This is a genomic window from Sphingomonas sp. AOB5 (assembly GCF_029433115.1).
Lineage (GTDB): Bacteria > Pseudomonadota > Alphaproteobacteria > Sphingomonadales > Sphingomonadaceae > Sphingomonas.
In genome coordinates this window covers 1-16,859 of sequence record NZ_JARNTV010000070.1, presented here as the reverse complement: position 1 = coordinate 16,859, position 16,859 = coordinate 1, and the positions used below count along the sequence as shown (strand labels likewise).

The window sequence follows — 16,859 nt, the reverse complement described above, 5'->3', positions numbered from 1 at the left end:
GCCGAGCGCTGGCTGGCAGGGGCAGGCGGTGTGAGCGATGCCGGGACACGGGCGGAACTGGCCCGCGCCGCGCTGGCGGTGACCGAGGACACGCGCTTCGCCGATCTGTTCGGTCCCGATGCGCTGGCCGAGGCGCCGATCGCGGCAGTGGTGGATACGGTGGTGGTCGCGGGCACGGTGGACCGGCTGGTCGTGACGCCCGAACGCATCCGCATCGTCGACTTCAAGACCGGTCGCCGCGCGCCCGCGACGCTGGCCGATGTGCCACTCTATCACCTGCGCCAGATGGCCGCCTATGCCGCCGCGCTGCGTGTGATCTTCCCCGACCGCGCGGTCGAGGCTGCACTGCTCTACACTGCGGGTCCGGTGCTGCACGATCTGCCCGCCGAATTGCTCGCCGAGCACAAGCCGCGCTTCGTTGCCACGGAGCAAAGCTTGGCTTCGCGCGCTTGAGCCGGAACGCCCGGCTCCATAAATACCGGTCAACGAAAAGGAGATTCCCATGGGAACCATTATGACCAGCGAGGCCGCGTTCGAGGCCGATGTGCTGAAGTCCGACAAGCCGGTCGTGGTCGATTTCTTCACCACCTGGTGCGGGCCGTGCAAGATGATCGCACCGGCGCTCGAGGAACTGGCCGACGAGATGGCGGATCGCGTGACGATCGTGAAGATCGACGCCGACGAGCATCTGGACGTCGCCACCAAATATGGCGTGCGCGGCTTCCCGACCATGATCCTGTTCAAGAACGGCCAGGTCGCCCAGACCCAGCCGGGCGCGATGCCCAAGAGCCAGATCAAGGCCTGGATCGAGCGCGGTCTCTAATCGTCCCGGGTCCGGTGGCGTGATGCGCCGCCGGACCGGATGCGAAATGTCTGATTTGGAGCGAAATCGGACTTGCGAGTTTATGGAACTCGCTTAGCCTTCCCCCGTCCCGTCCGGGACATATCTTTGGGGAGGGGAACCCGAATGAATATCTATCTGCGTCTCGGCGCAGCGCTTGCCGCTGTGTCGTCGCTTTCCGCGTGCGCAACCATCACGCGGGGCACTCAACAGAAGTTCGAAATCAAGACCGTGCCGCCCGGCGCGGACGTGACGCTGTCGACCGGCATGACCTGCAAGACGCCCTGCCGGCTGAAGCTGCGCCGCAAGGAAGAGTTCAACGTGCATATCGAAATGGCGGGTTATCAGCCGGTCGACGTGCAGGTGGAAAGCAAGATGCACGCGGGCGGCGGGGCTGCGCTGGCGGGCAATGTGCTGATCGGCGGACTGGTCGGCGGCGTGCTGGACGGCACTAACGGATCGCTGCGCGACCTGAAGCCGAACCCGGTGGAAGTCACGTTGGTCCCGATCGGTGCGGAACCGGCAGCTGTGGCGCCTGCCGAAGCCGCGGCTCCGGCGACGACCGAAGCACCCGCGGCGCCTGCGGCCACGCCGCAGGACTGACGCTCAGCTGCGATAGTCGGCGTTGATCGCGATATAGCCATGGGTCAGGTCGCACGTCCAAACGGTCGCGCGGCCTGATCCAAGGCCCAGATCGACGCCGATATCGACGTCGCTGCCCTTCAGATGCGCCGCAACCGGCGCTTCGTCATAGCCTTCGACCGCGAGGCCGTTCACCGCGACCTGCGTCTCGCCGAAGCGGATCGACAAGCGGTCGCGTTCGGCCGGTTCGCCGGCCTTGCCCACCGCCATCACCACGCGGCCCCAATTGGCGTCCTCGCCCGCGATTGCCGTCTTCACCAGCGGCGAATTGGCGATCGACAGGGCGATGCGGTGCGCGCTCTCGTCGCTTTCCGCGCCTTCGACATCGATGGTGATGAACTTGCTGGCGCCTTCACCGTCGCGCACCACCAGATGGGCGAGGCGGGTGCACAGATCGGCGAGCGCGGAGCGGAAGGCGTCGGCCCCCGGGCTGTTGCCGTCCACGATCGGCGCGTTGCCGGCCTGGCCGGTGGCGAAGGCGAGGATCGTGTCGCTGGTCGAGGTGTCTCCGTCCACGGTGATGCACGAGAAGCTGCGGACATTGGCGTCGCTCAGCGCCGCCTGAAGGAACGCCGGATCGACCGCGGCGTCGGTGAAGATGAAGCCGAGCATCGTCGCCATGTCCGGCGCGATCATGCCCGAACCCTTGATGATGCCGACCAGGCTGATGATCTTCCCGCCGACCACGACATTGGCGACGGCGGCCTTTTCGAACGTGTCGGTGGTCATGATCGTGGCGGCAGCGTCCTGCCAGCTGCATTCGGGCGCGGCGAAGGCGGCGTCGAGACCGGCTTCGGCCTTGTCGATCGGCAGCGGCACGCCGATCACGCCGGTGGACGAGACGAACACGTCCGAGGGCTGGCAATCGAGATGCCCAGCGACGCGTGCGGCGATGGCTTCCACCGCGGCACGGCCGCGATTGCCGGTAAAGGCATTGGAATTGCCCGCATTGACCACCAGCGCGCGCGCAGTGCCCAGTGGCAGTGCGTCGCGGCACCATTCCACCTCGGGCGAGGGGCAGCGGCTCTTCGTAAGCACACCCGCCACCGCTGTGCCCGGCGCCAGCTCGACAAAGGTCAGGTCGCACCGGTCCCAGGTCTTGTAGCGCGCGCGCGCCACGCGCGGCGTGACGCCCGCAATTGCCGGGAGATCGGGAAAGCCTTCGGGGGCGAGGGGGGAGCGGGCGATGGACACGGTTTCTGCCTTCCGGTTAGGTTCGGCAGCGCATCGGGCAGCGCGGGGGAAAGATCAATGCTGTTGACGGCGCTCATGCTGGCATTGCCGCCCGGACCCGACCTGCCGATGTGCCATATGCGTGGGGTGAAGCGGACGCATGCCGGCTATGGCCAGCAATGGGTGAGCGATGACGATTACCCGCCATCGGCGCTGCGGGCCGAGCAGCAGGGCTGGGTGGGGTTCACGCTGGACGTGGATGCCGAGGGCTGTCCGACGGCGTGCCGGGTGACCTATTCCTCGGGCCATCAGGTCCTGGACGACACGACCTGTTCGCTGATGATGAATCGCGCGCGTTTCAAACCCGCCGAGGATGGTGCGGGCAAGCCGATCGCAGCTGTCTGGCACAGCCGCTTTCAATGGTATTTGAACTAGGCAGTCGCAGCCGAGATCGAGCAGGCGATCTCGTAGTCCGAGCCGAAGCGCGCGACCGAGGACTGGCCGACGCGGATTTCGTGCACGCCGGTGACGGCGCCAGACGAGATCCACTGGCCGGGCCGCAGATCGAGTTCCTGGGTGGCGGCGAGTGCGAACAGGAAGGCGGCGGCGCCGAACGGGCCGTCGAGCATGTCCGCGGCCTTGGCATTGCCGGCCTCGACGCCGTCGATCGACAGGCTGATCGGCCATTGCAGGAATGACTGGTCACGCCATCCGGCGACTTCGGGGCCGACGACGAGGCCGAAATTATTGCCGAAATCAGAGACGGTTACGGTCGGTCCGCCGGTGTTGATCCCCGGATAGGGCGAGCTGGCGATTTCGAACCCGACATGCACCGCGTCGATCAGCGCGGCGGCTTCATCGAGCGTGTAATGGGTCTTGGCCGGATCGGGCGCGGTGCCGACGCGCAGCAGGAATTCGGCTTCGGCCGCGGCGAAGCCTTCGGCGAAGACCGGCATGACCGGCGCGGGCGATGCATCGACGATCGCGCTCGGGAAGATCGGACCGGCGAGGCGGTTCGCGCCCAGGATGGTGTCGAGCGGCGCATTGATGCGGCCGACCTTCCAGCCCGCGACCGGCTCACCCCACAAGGCGATGGCGTTGCGCTGGATTGCATAGGCCTGAGCGAGCGTTTCGGGAGCCGTACCGGGATAGTCGGGCAGCCCGCGCGCTTCCCGCCGTGCCGCCACGAAAGCCTGCGCGATGCGCAGTGCCTCTCCCATCCCCGGTTCTTCTTTCCCCATATGGCGGCTGTGTATGGAATACCGGTGTCAATGACAAGAGAGGACGATCGGCGTGACGCGAATGTGCGCCGGAAAGATACGTGGATGTCACTCAATAAGCTGATTTTAAACAATAAATATTCAAACGATTGAGGGCGCCCATCGCGCTTCCACCCATTTTCTGGCCTTCGCAGGCCGAAACGATACGCTTCCGAAATTGTCCCGTTTCATGACTGATCGGCCGCAATGCGGAGGGCGGGAGACATATCCCGTCGCGCAGGTGTCTACGAACTCCGGCTTGACAGGAGCGCTCGAAGCTCTCAGTTTTATATGACACCGGTATCCAACACGGGGCACCGGAATCCCGCCGACCGCGAAAATACGTGGCGGCTGTTTCGCACGGCTACGGCCGCACACAGGGGAGGTTTTCCGATGCGTATCTCGACTCGTTCACGCTTGCGCGCTGGCCTGGCGCTGGCTGCCGCTTCCACCCTCGCTATGGCGACCGCCGCGCAGGCACAGGATGCGCCCGCCGAGGAAGAAGGCGAGGAAATCGTCGTCACCGGCTTCCGCGCCTCGCTCGACGCCGCCCTGAACGTGAAGCGCGACTCGGTCTCGTCGGTCGATGCGATCGTCGCCGAGGATATCGCCAAGTTCCCGGACCAGAACCTCGCCGAGTCGCTGCAGCGCATCCCCGGCATCTCGATCCAGCGCGACGGCGGCGAAGGCCGCGCGATCACCGTTCGCGGCCTGGGCGCGCAGTTCACCCGCGTCCGCGTCAACGGCATGGAGACGGTCGCCACCTCGACCGACGGCGCTGCCGCCAACCGCGACCGCGCGTTCGACTTCAACGTGTTCGCGTCCGAGCTGTTCAGCTCGATCGTGGTCCACAAGACCGCCGAGCCGTCGCTCGACGAAGGTTCGCTCGGCGCGGTGGTCGATCTGAACACCGGCAATCCGCTGGGCGGCAAGACCGGCTTCACTTTCGCACTCAGCGGGCAGGGTTCGTATAACGACCTCAGCGAGAATGTCGGCCCGCGCGTTGCCGGCCTGATTTCGTGGAAGTCGCCGAGCGGCACGTTCGGTGCTTCGGTCTCGGCTGCCTATTCGAAGGGCGATACGCTCGAACTGGGCAACAACAGCGTGCGCTGGGCGCAGGCGCGCTTCGATCAGGTCAATGGCGTAAACTGCTTCACCACCGCCAATTCGGGTGGCACCTATATCCCCAGCGCGGGCTGCGATGCCGCTTCGCTCGCTTTCCACCCGCGTATTCCGCGTTACGGTCAGATCGAGCATCGCCGCGAGCGTCTGGGCGTGACCGGCAGCGTGCAGTGGTCGCCGACCGAAGCGACCAAGGTGTCGATCGACGGCCTCTATTCGCGCTTCAAGGAAGATCGCGAAGAACAGTGGGGCGAAGTGCTGCTCCGCTCGAACGAGCGTTCGATCAACCTGAGCAACTATACGATCGATTCGACCAACACGATGGTGGCCGGCACGCTGAACGACGCGTGGGTCCGTACCGAGCATTATCTGCGCAAGTCGCAGACGGAATTCTATCAGCTCGGCGGCACATGGGATCAGGACGTCGGCGAGAATTTCCGCTTCACCCTGATGGGCGGCTTCTCGAAGTCGGACGCGGACATCCCGGTCGAAACGACCTTCGTCTATGACGATCGCGACGCGCAGAATTACCGCTTCGACTATACCAATTCGCGCCACCCGATCCTGACCTTCGGCACCAGCGTGACCGATCCGGCAAACTTCCAGCTTGCCGAAATCCGCGATCGCCCGTCGAACGTCACGAACAAGTTCCAGACCGCGCAGCTGCGCACCGAATGGGATGTCGCTGAAGGCTTCACGGTCAAGGCCGGTGGTGTCTATCGCCGCTTCGAGTTCGACTCGGTCGCTTACACCCGCGACACGGTGGTGTGCGGCAATGGCGGCGTGGATCGCATCCTCGGCACCGTCACCTGCTCGCCGACCAGCGCGTTCGGTCCGGCGGCGATTTATGGTCTCCCGGTGACGGCAGGCCGTTCGGATCTGTTCACGCTGGGCAATGCCGGTCAGCCTTCGGGCACGACCACCCAGTGGCTGGTCCCGAACATCGACGCGACTGCGGCCTATACCAACCTGTACAGCCGTGTGCCGACGCTGGACGCGGGCAATAACCGCGCCGTGAGCGAGACGGTGAAGGGCGGCTATCTGCAGTTCGACGCCAAGGGCAGCCTGTTCGGGCTGGATTACGCCTTCAACGGCGGCGTCCGCTATGCCCGCACCGAGCAGACCTCGAGCGGCCTCAGCAGCGGCGCGCCGGTCACGGTCGATCGCACCTATGAGGATTGGTTGCCGTCATTCAACCTGGCGCTGTTCCCGCACAAGGACATCGTGATCCGTGCGGCAATGGCCAACGTGCTGACGCGTCCGACGCTGGGCAATCTGACCCCGGGCGGCTCGGTCGACGGGTTCAATTATCGCGTCACTTTCGGCAATCCGTTCCTCGATCCGTTCCGCGCCACTGCCTATGATCTCGGCATCGAATGGTATTTCGCGCCACAGTCGATCGCATCGGTCGCGGTGTTCAAGAAGGACATTCAGAGCTTCCCGGTCGCGGTGGTCCGCAACGGCACCTTCGCATCGACCGGTCTGCCGACCTCGATCATCCCGGCAAGCTCGCCTGCGGCGATCAACCCCGAGGGTCAGGTCTGGACGATCACGTCGATCGGCAACGGCACTGGCGCCGAGCTGAAGGGCATCGAGCTTTCGGTGCAGGCGCCTTTCAAGTTCCTGCCCGGCTTCCTGAGCAACTTCGGGGCGATCGCCAACGCGACCTTCGTCGACTCCACCGCTGTCTACACTGTGGCGGGTCCGTCGGTGGTCTCGGGCGGCGGCAATATCAGCACCACGCGCGAGGGCACGCTGTTTGGTCTTTCGAAAAAGGCGTTCAACGGCACGCTCTATTACGAAGACAAGAAGTTCAGCGCCCGCGTGTCGGTCAGCTATCGCGGACCATATGTCGATCAGAACTCGGGCACCGGCAACGTGTTCGAGGGCTATAATGCATCGACCAATATCGATGCTTCGATCCGCTATCGCCTGACCGAGAATATCGAATTGTCGGTGGAAGGCGTGAACCTGACCGACGATTATCGCGATCGCTACACCGATCTCGATGCGAACCGGAACTATGAGTACAACCATTTCGGCCGCACGATCCTGTTCGGTGCGCGCTTCAAGATGTAGTGCCCTCTGAAGGACTGGCCTGAATAACAGGGTCGCAAAATGATCGCCGCGTCCGGGAGTGCCCCCGGGCGCGGCGATTGCGTTTGGGGGCGGGCTTTGCGAGACCCGTTGCGCCGCAGGATTCGGGGGAGAGTGGCGTGTCTATTCTGGCGGTGACGCTTTCGCTGGCGATGCAGGATGCGCGGGGCGTGACGGCCAAGACGGGCGAGGCTGCCACGCAGCCTGCTGCGCCGACGCCGACGCCGACGCCGACACCGACGCCGTCGCGGCCGCTCTACGAACTGGTGGAACGCGAGACCGGGCAGACGGCGGTGCCGCCGGTCCAGATCCCGCCGCCCCGGCCTGTCCGATATCCTCCGGCACCACCGGCTCCGCCCGCACCGCCGGCACCTCCGCCGTCACCGCCGCCGCGGCCATCGGGTCCGTGGGTGCCGAAGGGAAAGGAATTGCCGCGCGCCTCGTGGACCAATGCCTTCCGTTTCACGATCTCAACTGAAGGCAAACTCGCCGACTGCCGGGCTGAGACCGGAGGCGGGCTGCGGGACCGCATTGCGACGATCTGTGCGGATCTTGCCAAGCGGGACCTGGTGGGAATGCGCGGTACCGTAACTGGCCCGCTGACGGTGCTGGTGCGGTTCGATCATGTGCTGGAGGGGGTATCGGCACCCGCACTGGTGCCCGATCCCAAGGGATTCAGCGCGATCCTGTCGCAGCGGGCCAGCTATCTCGTGTCTCCGGCGGGCCGCCCGGAATCGTGCATGACGAGCCAGGTGAGGGACGGGCGCTTCGAGGAGCGGTCTTGCGAGGTGGAGTTCCACTATCGCCCCGATCCGGCGACCCAGCGGATGCTCACCCGGTACGCGATTCTGTCCGATGGCGATGTCCGGATCATCGGGGTGGAAGCATTCCTGATGAGTTCGGTCCGATAGGCGGACAGGCCATGGCCGATTTTTGTTTGGCGAAACCGCCACGAAACACTATGTCGCCTGCTCCGCTGCTCTTGTGCGGCGGCTAGCCAGAGATTTGCGTTTGGAACTGCTGCTTCTCCTTACTGCGCTGTTCGCGAGCCTGACCGGGACTTCCGGCGAGCAGCCTGGCGCGGTGCGTCAGGGCGTGGCGGTGGTGCGTTCGGCGCAGGGCGTGCAGGCGGCGGTTCAGCCCGCGCGGCGCGCGATCCCCGCATCGGTGATGCCCGCGATCCTGGCGCGGCCCGAACGCTCGGCGCCGCTGCGCCTTGCCGCGGCCCCGCTGCGCAGCATCGCCCTGGTCTTCGAGCGCAGGCTCGAATGAGGCTCCGGCCCGCCAACTGAGCGGGCCGTTTCCATTTTCCGTGCCGTTCCGCGGCACTTCATGCGTGCGTGAGCCGTTGGACGGCGCGCATGCCCAAATCCATTTCAAGATACGACAGGAATTCCCATGCTCGGCGGCCTGGCCAAGACCCTCTTCGGCTCCTCGAACGAACGCTATGTGAAGTCGCTTCACAGCATCGTCGCGAAGATCAACGCATTCGAACCCACTCTCTCGGCGATGAGCGACGAGGAACTTGCCGGCCAGACCGTCAAGTTCCGCGAGCGCCTCGCGAACGACGAGAAGCTCGACAACATCCTGCCCGAGGCGTTCGCAACCGTGCGCGAAGCGGCCCGGCGTACGCTCGGCCAGCGCCACTATGACGTGCAGATGATCGGCGGCATCGTGCTCCATCGCGGCGAGATCGCCGAAATGCGCACGGGTGAGGGCAAGACGCTGGTGGCGACGCTCGCCACCTATCTCAACGCGCTGCCGGGAACTGGCGTGCACGTCGTCACGGTGAACGACTATCTCGCCCGCCGCGACGCGGAATGGATGGGCCAGGTCTATCGCTTCCTCGGCCTGACCGTGGGCGTGATCGTGCCGAATCTGAGCGATCATGAGCGTCGCGAGGCCTATGGCTCGGACATCACCTACGGCACGAACAACGAGTTCGGCTTCGACTATCTGCGCGACAATATGAAGTATGACCGCGCGTCGATGACGCAGCGGCCGTTCAACTTCGCGATCGTCGACGAAGTCGATTCGATCCTGATCGACGAAGCCCGTACCCCGCTGATCATCTCGGGCCCGACCGACGACCGGTCGGAGCTGTACATGCGCGTCGATGCGATCGTGAAGCAGTTCGTCCCCGAGGATTACGAGAAGGACGAGAAGCAGCGCTCGATCATCCTGACCGAAAGCGGCACCGAGCGTGCCGAGCGCATGCTCGAGGATGCCGGCGTGCTGGTCGGCGCGAACCTGTACGACTTCGAGAATACCCAGGTGGTGCACCACCTGAACCAGTCGCTGCGCGCCAACATGATGTTCAAGCGGGACACCGATTACATCGTCAAGGACGACAAGGTCATCATCATCGACGAGTTCACCGGCCGCATGATGGACGGCCGGCGCTGGTCGGACGGCCTGCACCAGGCGGTGGAAGCCAAGGAAGGCGTCGATATCGAGCCGGAGAACCAGACGCTCGCCTCGATCACCTTCCAGAACTATTTCCGCATGTACCCCAAGCTCGGCGGCATGACCGGTACGGCATCGACCGAAGCGCCGGAATTCTACGACATCTACAAGATGAACGTGGTGACCATCCCGACCAACCTGTCGGTGAAGCGCATCGACGAGGAAGACGAATTCTACAAGGACACGCCGGACAAGTTCCGCGCGATCGCCAAGAAGATCCGCGAGCATCATGCCAAGGGGCAGCCGGTGCTGGTCGGTACCGTGTCGATTGAGAAGTCCGAGCTGCTTTCCGAGTTCCTCAACCAGGAAAATGTGAAGCACGAAGTGCTCAACGCGCGCTTCCATGAGAGCGAAGCACATATCGTGGCGCAGGCCGGCCGTCTGGGCGCGGTGACGGTTTCGACCAACATGGCGGGCCGCGGCACCGACATTCAGCTGGGCGGCAACTGGGAGTTCCGCGTCGAGGACGAGCTGAAGGACATGCCCGAAGGTCCGGAGCGCGAAGCCGCGATCGCCGCGATCAAGGCCGATGTCGCAGCCGAGAAGGAAAAGGTGAAGGAAGCCGGTGGCCTGTTCGTGCTGGGCACCGAGCGCCATGAGAGCCGCCGTATCGACAACCAGCTGCGCGGCCGTTCGGGCCGTCAGGGCGATCCGGGCCTCAGCCGTTTCTATCTGTCGCTGGACGACGATCTGCTGCGCATCTTCGGATCGAACACGCTGTTCGCGCGCATGATGCGTTCGAACATCGAGGACGGCGAGGCGATCGGCAGCAAGTGGCTGACCAAGGCGATCGAGACCGCGCAGAAGAAGGTCGAGGCGCGCAACTACGACATCCGCAAGCAGGTCGTCGAATATGACGACGTGATGAACGATCAGCGCAAGGTGATCTACGAGCAGCGCAGCGACATCATGGATGCCGACACGGTCGGCGATGTCGTGGTCGACATGCGTGCGGAGACGGTGAACGCGATCGTCGCCGACGCCTGCCCGCCGGACAGCTATCCCGAGCAGTGGGACGTCGAGGCGCTGAAGCTGCGCGTGCTCGAGACGCTGAACGTCGAGGCGCCGGTGGACGAGTGGATCAAGGTCGAAGAAGCGATCGAGCCGGAAACGGTCGAGGAGCGTATCTCCGAGGCTGCGGACAAGGTGGTCACCGACAAGGCGGCCGAACTCGAGCCGGAGACCTGGACCAATATCGAGAAGTCGATCCTGCTCCAGAATCTCGACCATCACTGGAAGGAGCATCTGGCGATGCTCGATGCGCTGCGTCAGGTCATCCATCTGCGCGCCTATGCGCAGAAGACGCCGCTCAACGAGTATAAGCAGGAAGCGTTCGCGCTGTTCGAGCGCATGCTCAGCAGCATCCGCGAGGACGTGACCCGCACGCTGGCCTTCGCCCAGTTCCGTTACGAAGCACCGCCGGCGCTGCCCGACCTGCCCGACTTCCTGACCACGCACATCGATCCGCTGACCGGCGAGGACAATACGATGGACTGGGATGGCGGCTCGGCCGGTCTGGTGACTACGCGCATCCCGCAATTCGGTCTGGCCCAGCCCGATGGCGAGACGTTCGGCGTCGATCCGGCGGAATGGGAAGGCCGCGTCAGCCGCAACGAGCCGTGCCCGTGCGGCTCGGGCCGCAAATACAAGCACTGCCACGGCGCGCTGACCGGCGCGTAAGGCGGGGCGACAACCCAAGAAAAAGGGGAGGGTGCGAACCCTCCCCTTTTTTGTTGGTCATGCCTGCCGGAGCGTCAGCGTGCCTTGGGCAGTTCGATCGAGGGGCCGAGGCGGTCGATCACCTCGCGGGCGTCGAATGCGCGGACATTGCTGCCGGGCTTCGGGCCGCGGCCCACGACGATCTCGGCAGTCGCCTGATACTGGTTGATCGTGCGCACGTCGAAATCGCGCATGAAGGGATCGTCATAGAAGGGATCCCAGCTGCGCCAGCCATAGCGCGGACGGTACCAGCGCCAGGACGGGCGCCAATAGCCCCATGGGCCGGGATTGCCCCAACTGCGGTCGACCGTGGTGGTGGTGCGCGTTTCGGTGTCGCGGCTGACCAGAATGAAGTGATCGAAGCCCTTTTGCAGCGTCAGTTCGGCCGAACGGTACAGCAGGTAACGCTCGACGGTTTCGCGCGAGGTCAGGCTGTTGCCCGCGAAATTGACCTGGAAGCGGTCATTCTCGATCTGCTGATCCGAATAGCCGTTGCGGTCGCTGGCGGTGCCGGCAGGCTGGTACGGCGTGGGATAGGCGCAGGATGCGACCGCGATGCCCGCGGCCAGCGCTGCTGCGAGCGCTCTAACGCGCGGACGTTTCAGGATTTTCCCGGACATATTTTCTCTCCGTACTCTGGCGAACCGAACGCGCCGCAAGGGCATTGTTTCCACCGGCGGCAACGGCGAGCCGTTGCACATCCACGATTGACCGGGGCTGAACGGATGTTCAGGCGAGCCGCTCGGGCACTTCCATCGCTTCCGCCGCCAGCACCGAATCCGGCGCCATCGCTTCCCAGGGGAAGATGAACCAGTCTTTCGTCACGGCACGATCGATGTCCCGGAAGCGATAGTCGATCCCCTGAGACGAACGGGTATTGTTGAGCAGCACGGCGAAGCGGATCTGGCTCATGTCCGCGCCTTCGCCGGCCAGTGCGGTGCGGATCTCGCCGATGGTCTTGCCGCTGTCGTTTATGTCCTCGACGAACAGCAGGTGATCGCCGTCGCGCGTGCGCTGCGCCAGCACCGACACCAGCTCCTGCCCGAACGGCGCGATCTTCGCGCTGTGATCGATCGAGACGAGCTGAAGCCCCATGCGGTGCGAGAGATAGACCGCCGGGGTCAGCCCGCCACGTCCGACGCCGACCAGCAGCGAGGGGCGCCAGCCTTCGGCATCCATCGCAGCGGCGACCGCCTGGATACCCTCGACCATCTCGGCATGAGTGAAGGGGGTGAAGGTGATTTCCATGTCAGTTCGCCGCTGCATAGGCGTCGAGCCGGGCGAGGTGTGCCGCCACGGCATCGTCGGGAAGGAAGGAACCGAGGAAGCTGTTGCGCGCCAGCGTGACCAGATCGTCGCGGCTCAGGCCCCGTCCCGCGGCGACCGCGCGGTAATTGTCGCCGACATAGCCGCCGAAATAGGAGGGATCGTCCGAATTGATCGTGGCGCGCAGGCCCAGCTTCAGCATGCGGTCGATCGGATGGGTGTCGATCGATTCGACGTTGCACAGCTTCACGTTGGACAGCGGGCAGACGGTGAGCGTCATCGCCTCGCGGGCGAGCCGGGCGACGAGCGCGGGGTCCTCCAGCGAACGATTGCCATGGTCGAGCCGGTCGATGCGGAGCAGGTCCAGCGCCTCATGGACATATTCCGGCGGGCCTTCCTCCCCGGCATGGGCGACACGCTTCAGCCCCATCGCGGCGGCGGCGGCGAAGACGCGCTCGAACTTGGATGGCGGATGACCGACTTCGGACGAATCGAGCCCGACGCCTTCGATCTGGTCGATCCAGGGCTGGGCCTGCTCCAGCGTGCGGAACGCATCGGCTTCGTCGAGATGGCGCAGGAAGCAGAGGATCAGCTTGGACGTAAGCCCATGCTTCGCTTCGGCATCCGCCATGCCCGCCAGCAGGCCGTTGGCGACCACGCCGAAGGGAATACCGCGCGCGGTGTGGGTCTGCGGATCGAAGAAGATCTCGGCATGGACGACGCCGTCCGCCGCCGCGCGATCGAAATAGGCCATCGCGAGGTCGCGGAAATCCTCCTCGGTGCGCAGCACATTGGCGCCGGCATAATAGATGTCGAGAAAGTCCTGCAGGTTCGAGAATTCATACGCCGCGCGCACTTCCTCGACCGATGCGAACGGAATTTCCACCGCGTTGCGCCGGGCGAATTCGAACATCTGCTCGGGTTCGAGGCTCCCCTCGATATGGAGGTGAAGCTCGGCCTTGGGCAGGCCGGTGATAAAGGCGTCGAGATCGCTCATGCCCGCGAACATCGCAGGGGCGGGGCGGACTCGCAATATCCTACGCTGCTATGCGACCGATCGCCTTGCCAGCCACTGGGTATGCTCGCGCGAGAATGCCTCCTCGGCGTCGTCGATGAACTGCGACAGCCCGGTACTGCCCACCGCAGCCTGCGCGCCGGCGATCAGGACCCCGATCTCGACTGCGGTCAGCTTATAGGATGCCGCCAGCTCATTATAGCGTTTGATCTGGATCCATCCCAGCAACGACGCGGCCAGCAGGATCAGCGGATCGGGATGGGCATAGATCCAGTCCGGATGAAAGACGCGCACCATGAAGACAAGGAAGGTGGCCAGATAGACCGCCCCCAGCCCGATCGACATCCAAAAGCCCCATGCTCCGTTCGTTTCCGCCTTCTTGGCGTACCAGTTGCGCTGGTCGTCGATGCGCTGGTCCATATAGGCTTTCAGGCGATCGTTTTCGGGCAACTTGCGGATGTCCTCCATCCCGGCCGTCACCTGGGTGCCGGTAACCGATGGGCCCGTGAATTGACGGCCCAGTTCCGCGTTGGCGTCCAGCAAGTCCCTCAGCATCTTGCGAAGGTGAACGAGCGCGTCGCTGTTCTGGAATGGGGTCGCAGCCATCGCGTACTTCCAGGCAACGGTCTTCACCGACTCCGCCAGCGCGCGGGCCTGATACCATTGCCGCTCGGGCTTGGTGATCGAGCGGAAGATCAATATCCCCAGCGCGATCGCCAGCAACGCGCCATAGACGATGATGTAGCAGACGTCCGGCACCATGTTCACGCTCATGACCGATACGGCAATGAGCGCCAGATATTCGGACCGTACGAGCCATAGATAGCGCGATTGCTGGCGCCCGGCTGCGGCGTCGGCCAGATCGTACAGCGCCGGCAAAGTCATCATCGTCAAGGCTGTCCCCCTCAGCTATGCGAATGCCCCGGAAACCATAGGTCGGTCACAGGCCGCCCGACCATATCGGGCGCGACTTCGCAGCCAAGAGGCTTCGAATCCGAATCAGTGTGAATTTGCGGGTGCCCGGCCCGGCCATATGCGCCGTGCCGGCTGGCTCCCTGAGTAGGATTCGAACCTACGGCCGCTCGATTAACAGTCGAGAGCTCTACCGCTGAGCTATCAGGGAATAGCCGTGAGGGGGCGTCTATAGGCCCGGATTTTCAGGATGCAAGCGCCTAAGTGACAAAGCGTGTTCAGGCGGCGAATTGTTCCCCCTTCGCCGCCAGGCGACATGCCGTTCGTCCTCGCCGTCAGGCGACGAACTGCTCCATGGTGATGCGGTCGTCCAGCGCGTGTTCGGGGTCGAACAACAGGGTCAGGTCGCGCATCGGATCGATCGCGATCTCGACGGTGGAGACCTCGCGCACCTCGCGCTGATCGCCCACTGCGCTGACCGGGCGCTTGTCGGCTTCCAGCACGCGGATGCCGATCCGCGCCTTTTCGGGCAGGATCGCGCCGCTCCAGCGCCGAGGGCGGAACGGGCTGATCGGAGTCATCGCCAGCATGCCCGAACCCAGCGGCAGGATCGGACCTTGGACCGAGAGGTTGTACGCCGTCGATCCGGCGGGCGTGGCGACCAACAGGCCATCGCACACCAGCTCGGGCAGGACGATGCGATCGTTGACGGTGACTTCCAGCTTGGCGGTCTGGCGCGTCTCGCGGAGGAACGACACTTCGTTGATCGCGGGCAGCTCGATCTGCTCGCCATGGATCGTCACCGCATGCATGCGCAGCGGCGAGACCTTGAACGGCTTGGCGCGGGCCAGCCGGTCGGCCAATCCCTCAAGCCGCCATTCGTTCATCAGGAAGCCGACCGTGCCCAGATTCATTCCGAACACGGGCACGATCCGCCGCGCCTCCAGCATGTGGTGCAGCGTCTGCAGCATGAAGCCGTCGCCGCCCAGCGCGACCACGACATCGGCCTGTTCGAACGGCACCCAGTCATAGGCCTGGCGCAGTTCGTCCTCCGCGGCCTGGGCCGGCGGGGTGGGTGATGCGACAATTCCGATGGCGAGGCTCATCCGCCGGTCACGCTCATATGACGGGCGACCGCGGGTGCGGCGCCGGGCGAGACGTCGAAATCATGGCGCGCGGGTTTACGGACCAAGGCTTCGGCGATGCGGGCATCGACTTCGGCGAGGCCGCCGGAGCGGATCGCCGCCTTGAGATCGACCGAATCCTCATGGCCAAGGCACATGTGGAGCTTGCCGTCGGTCGAGAGGCGGACGCGGTTGCACGTCGCGCAGAAATTGTTGGTGAGCGGCGAGATCAGGCCCAGCCGGGTGCCGGTGCCACCGACGCGCCAATAGCGTGCCGGGCCGCCGCTGGTGTGGCTGTCGAACGACAGGTCGAACCGGCCTTTCAGCGCGCTCATCACCTGCGTCAGCGGCAGGAAGCGATCGGCGCGATCCTCGTCGATCAGGCCGAGCGGCATGGTCTCGATCAGGGTCAGGTCATGGCCCTGATCCACGCACCAATCGAGCATCGGCGCGATCTCGTCCTCGTTCAGCCCCTTCAGCGCGACCATGTTGATCTTGACCGCAAGGCCCACGGCCTTCGCGGCGGCGATGCCGTCCAGCACCTGCGCCACATCGCCATGGCGGGTGATGTAGCGGAACGTGCCGGAATCGCGGCTGTCCATGCTGACATTGACCCGGCGAACACCCGCATCGTGCAGCGCCTCGGCATGCTTGGCGAGTTGCGTGCCGTTGGTGGTCAGCGTCAGTTCGTCGAGACCGGTTCCGACCTGACGGCCAAGGCGGCGGACGAGATCGATCATGTCGCGGCGGACCAGCGGCTCGCCCCCGGTCAGGCGGATCTTGCGCACGCCGCTGGCGATGAAGCGCTCGGCGATCAGTGCGATTTCCTCGAGGCTCAGCACCGCCTCGCGCGGCAGGAAGGTCATCGCCTCGGACATGCAATAGCGGCAGCGCAGGTCGCACCGGTCGGTGACCGAGATGCGCAGATAGCGGATCGCGCGGCCTTGCCCATCCACCAGGCCGGGCGCTTTCAAGGAGGGCTCGCAGGCCATGAGGGTGGCGTAAGCGCTAACATCGGGGCAAACAAGCCTCGACAAGCCGGCGCAGAGCGGGGAAGCGTAACAGAGTGACCGAAACCGAACCTGCGACTCCCGCCGATGCGCCCGTCTTCGTGCTGTCCTTCCGGCAGCGCGACGAACTTGCCTCGGCTGCGGCGGGTGCAGGCTGGCGCGTGGTCGCGGCGCGGCGCGGAGAGGGCGTCGAGCGGCGCTTCCTGACCAGCG

Annotated in this window: 16 protein-coding genes and 1 tRNA gene; 8 read left to right on the top strand and 9 right to left on the bottom strand. The window is 64.8% G+C overall.

The features are described from left to right. From P1X14_RS19120 to P1X14_RS19110, 3 genes are all read left to right on the top strand, one after another. Window positions 1–453: PD-(D/E)XK nuclease family protein (locus P1X14_RS19120; protein WP_277317017.1), on the top strand; the 453-nt coding region annotated here is incomplete at its 5' end. A gap of 49 nt (window positions 454–502) precedes the next feature. Further along, window positions 503–823, top strand: a complete 321-nt coding sequence (gene trxA, locus P1X14_RS19115; protein ID WP_277317016.1) for a thioredoxin — start codon at window positions 503–505, stop codon at window positions 821–823. A 144-nt stretch (window positions 824–967) separates the two neighbouring features. Then, entirely contained in the window at window positions 968–1,444 is a 477-nt protein-coding gene (locus P1X14_RS19110) for a PEGA domain-containing protein (protein WP_277317015.1), read from the top strand. Window positions 1,445–1,447: 3 nt separating this feature from the next. Here the strand turns inward: P1X14_RS19110 and argJ are convergent, their stop codons facing one another. Further along, on the bottom strand, window positions 1,448–2,677 hold the full coding sequence (argJ, locus tag P1X14_RS19105; protein WP_277317014.1) for a bifunctional glutamate N-acetyltransferase/amino-acid acetyltransferase ArgJ: 1,230 nt from the start codon (window positions 2,675–2,677) through the stop codon (window positions 1,448–1,450). 57 nt (window positions 2,678–2,734) lie between these two features. Here argJ and P1X14_RS19100 point away from each other — a divergent pair, with 57 nt between their 5' ends. Continuing rightward, on the top strand, window positions 2,735–3,091 hold the full coding sequence (locus P1X14_RS19100) for a TonB family protein (protein ID WP_277317013.1): 357 nt from the start codon (window positions 2,735–2,737) through the stop codon (window positions 3,089–3,091). Here the strand turns inward: P1X14_RS19100 and P1X14_RS19095 are convergent. Then, complete coding sequence (locus tag P1X14_RS19095; protein WP_277317012.1) at window positions 3,088–3,876, bottom strand: 2-keto-4-pentenoate hydratase; 789 nt, start codon at window positions 3,874–3,876, stop codon at window positions 3,088–3,090. The genes P1X14_RS19100 and P1X14_RS19095 overlap by 4 nt on opposite strands. Window positions 3,877–4,308: 432 nt before the next feature. Here P1X14_RS19095 and P1X14_RS19090 point away from each other — a divergent pair, with 432 nt between their 5' ends. The 4 genes from P1X14_RS19090 to secA all read left to right on the top strand — a co-directional run bounded on the left by P1X14_RS19090 (window position 4,309) and on the right by secA (window position 11,280). Beyond that, window positions 4,309–7,116, top strand: coding sequence for a TonB-dependent receptor (locus P1X14_RS19090; protein WP_277317011.1), 2,808 nt, complete (start codon window positions 4,309–4,311; stop codon window positions 7,114–7,116). 137 nt (window positions 7,117–7,253) lie between these two features. After that, entirely contained in the window at window positions 7,254–8,045 is a 792-nt protein-coding gene (locus P1X14_RS19085) for a hypothetical protein (protein WP_277317010.1), read from the top strand. A gap of 100 nt (window positions 8,046–8,145) precedes the next feature. Next, window positions 8,146–8,406 (top strand): hypothetical protein, encoded by a 261-nt coding sequence (locus P1X14_RS19080; protein WP_277317009.1) that lies wholly within the window; start codon window positions 8,146–8,148, stop codon window positions 8,404–8,406. A 126-nt stretch (window positions 8,407–8,532) separates the two neighbouring features. Beyond that, a complete protein-coding gene (gene secA, locus P1X14_RS19075) occupies window positions 8,533–11,280 on the top strand; it encodes a preprotein translocase subunit SecA (protein WP_277317008.1) in 2,748 nt (915 codons plus the stop codon). 74 nt (window positions 11,281–11,354) lie between these two features. Here the strand turns inward: secA and P1X14_RS19070 are convergent, their stop codons facing one another. From P1X14_RS19070 to moaA, 7 genes are all read right to left on the bottom strand, one after another. Then, entirely contained in the window at window positions 11,355–11,939 is a 585-nt protein-coding gene (locus P1X14_RS19070) for a hypothetical protein (RefSeq protein ID WP_277317007.1), read from the bottom strand. Between the two features lie 109 nt (window positions 11,940–12,048). After that, window positions 12,049–12,567, bottom strand: a complete 519-nt coding sequence (locus P1X14_RS19065; protein ID WP_277317006.1) for a phosphoribosyltransferase family protein — start codon at window positions 12,565–12,567, stop codon at window positions 12,049–12,051. A 1-nt stretch (window position 12,568) separates the two neighbouring features. Then, entirely contained in the window at window positions 12,569–13,582 is a 1,014-nt protein-coding gene (locus tag P1X14_RS19060) for an adenosine deaminase (protein ID WP_277317005.1), read from the bottom strand. A gap of 48 nt (window positions 13,583–13,630) precedes the next feature. Further along, window positions 13,631–14,488 carry a DUF4231 domain-containing protein gene (locus tag P1X14_RS19055; RefSeq protein ID WP_277317018.1) on the bottom strand — a complete coding sequence of 286 codons (858 nt, stop codon included), beginning with the start codon at window positions 14,486–14,488 and terminating at the stop codon, window positions 13,631–13,633. Window positions 14,489–14,648: 160 nt separating this feature from the next. Further along, window positions 14,649–14,723 (bottom strand) — tRNA-Asn (locus P1X14_RS19050). 124 nt (window positions 14,724–14,847) lie between these two features. Further along, window positions 14,848–15,618, bottom strand: coding sequence for an NAD kinase (locus P1X14_RS19045; RefSeq protein WP_277317004.1), 771 nt, complete (start codon window positions 15,616–15,618; stop codon window positions 14,848–14,850). Then, window positions 15,615–16,628: a GTP 3',8-cyclase MoaA gene (gene moaA / locus P1X14_RS19040; RefSeq protein WP_277317003.1), complete on the bottom strand. Its 1,014-nt coding sequence runs from the start codon at window positions 16,626–16,628 to the stop codon at window positions 15,615–15,617. Before moaA ends, P1X14_RS19045 begins: the two co-directional genes overlap by 4 nt. Between the last annotated feature and the right edge of the window lie 231 nt (window positions 16,629–16,859).

Coding starts and splice junctions, on each gene's coding strand:
- P1X14_RS19100 (WP_277317013.1), top strand. CDS start 2,735: ATGCTGTTGACGGCGCTCATGCTGGCATTGCCGCCCGGACCCGACCTG.
- secA (WP_277317008.1), top strand. CDS start 8,533: ATGCTCGGCGGCCTGGCCAAGACCCTCTTCGGCTCCTCGAACGAACGC.
- P1X14_RS19110 (WP_277317015.1), top strand. CDS start 968: ATGAATATCTATCTGCGTCTCGGCGCAGCGCTTGCCGCTGTGTCGTCG.
- P1X14_RS19045 (WP_277317004.1), bottom strand. CDS start 15,618: ATGAGCCTCGCCATCGGAATTGTCGCATCACCCACCCCGCCGGCCCAG.
- P1X14_RS19095 (WP_277317012.1), bottom strand. CDS start 3,876: ATGGGAGAGGCACTGCGCATCGCGCAGGCTTTCGTGGCGGCACGGCGG.
- P1X14_RS19055 (WP_277317018.1), bottom strand. CDS start 14,488: ATGATGACTTTGCCGGCGCTGTACGATCTGGCCGACGCCGCAGCCGGG.
- moaA (WP_277317003.1), bottom strand. CDS start 16,628: ATGGCCTGCGAGCCCTCCTTGAAAGCGCCCGGCCTGGTGGATGGGCAA.
- P1X14_RS19090 (WP_277317011.1), top strand. CDS start 4,309: ATGCGTATCTCGACTCGTTCACGCTTGCGCGCTGGCCTGGCGCTGGCT.
- P1X14_RS19065 (WP_277317006.1), bottom strand. CDS start 12,567: ATGGAAATCACCTTCACCCCCTTCACTCATGCCGAGATGGTCGAGGGT.
- P1X14_RS19060 (WP_277317005.1), bottom strand. CDS start 13,582: ATGAGCGATCTCGACGCCTTTATCACCGGCCTGCCCAAGGCCGAGCTT.
- trxA (WP_277317016.1), top strand. CDS start 503: ATGGGAACCATTATGACCAGCGAGGCCGCGTTCGAGGCCGATGTGCTG.
- P1X14_RS19070 (WP_277317007.1), bottom strand. CDS start 11,939: ATGTCCGGGAAAATCCTGAAACGTCCGCGCGTTAGAGCGCTCGCAGCA.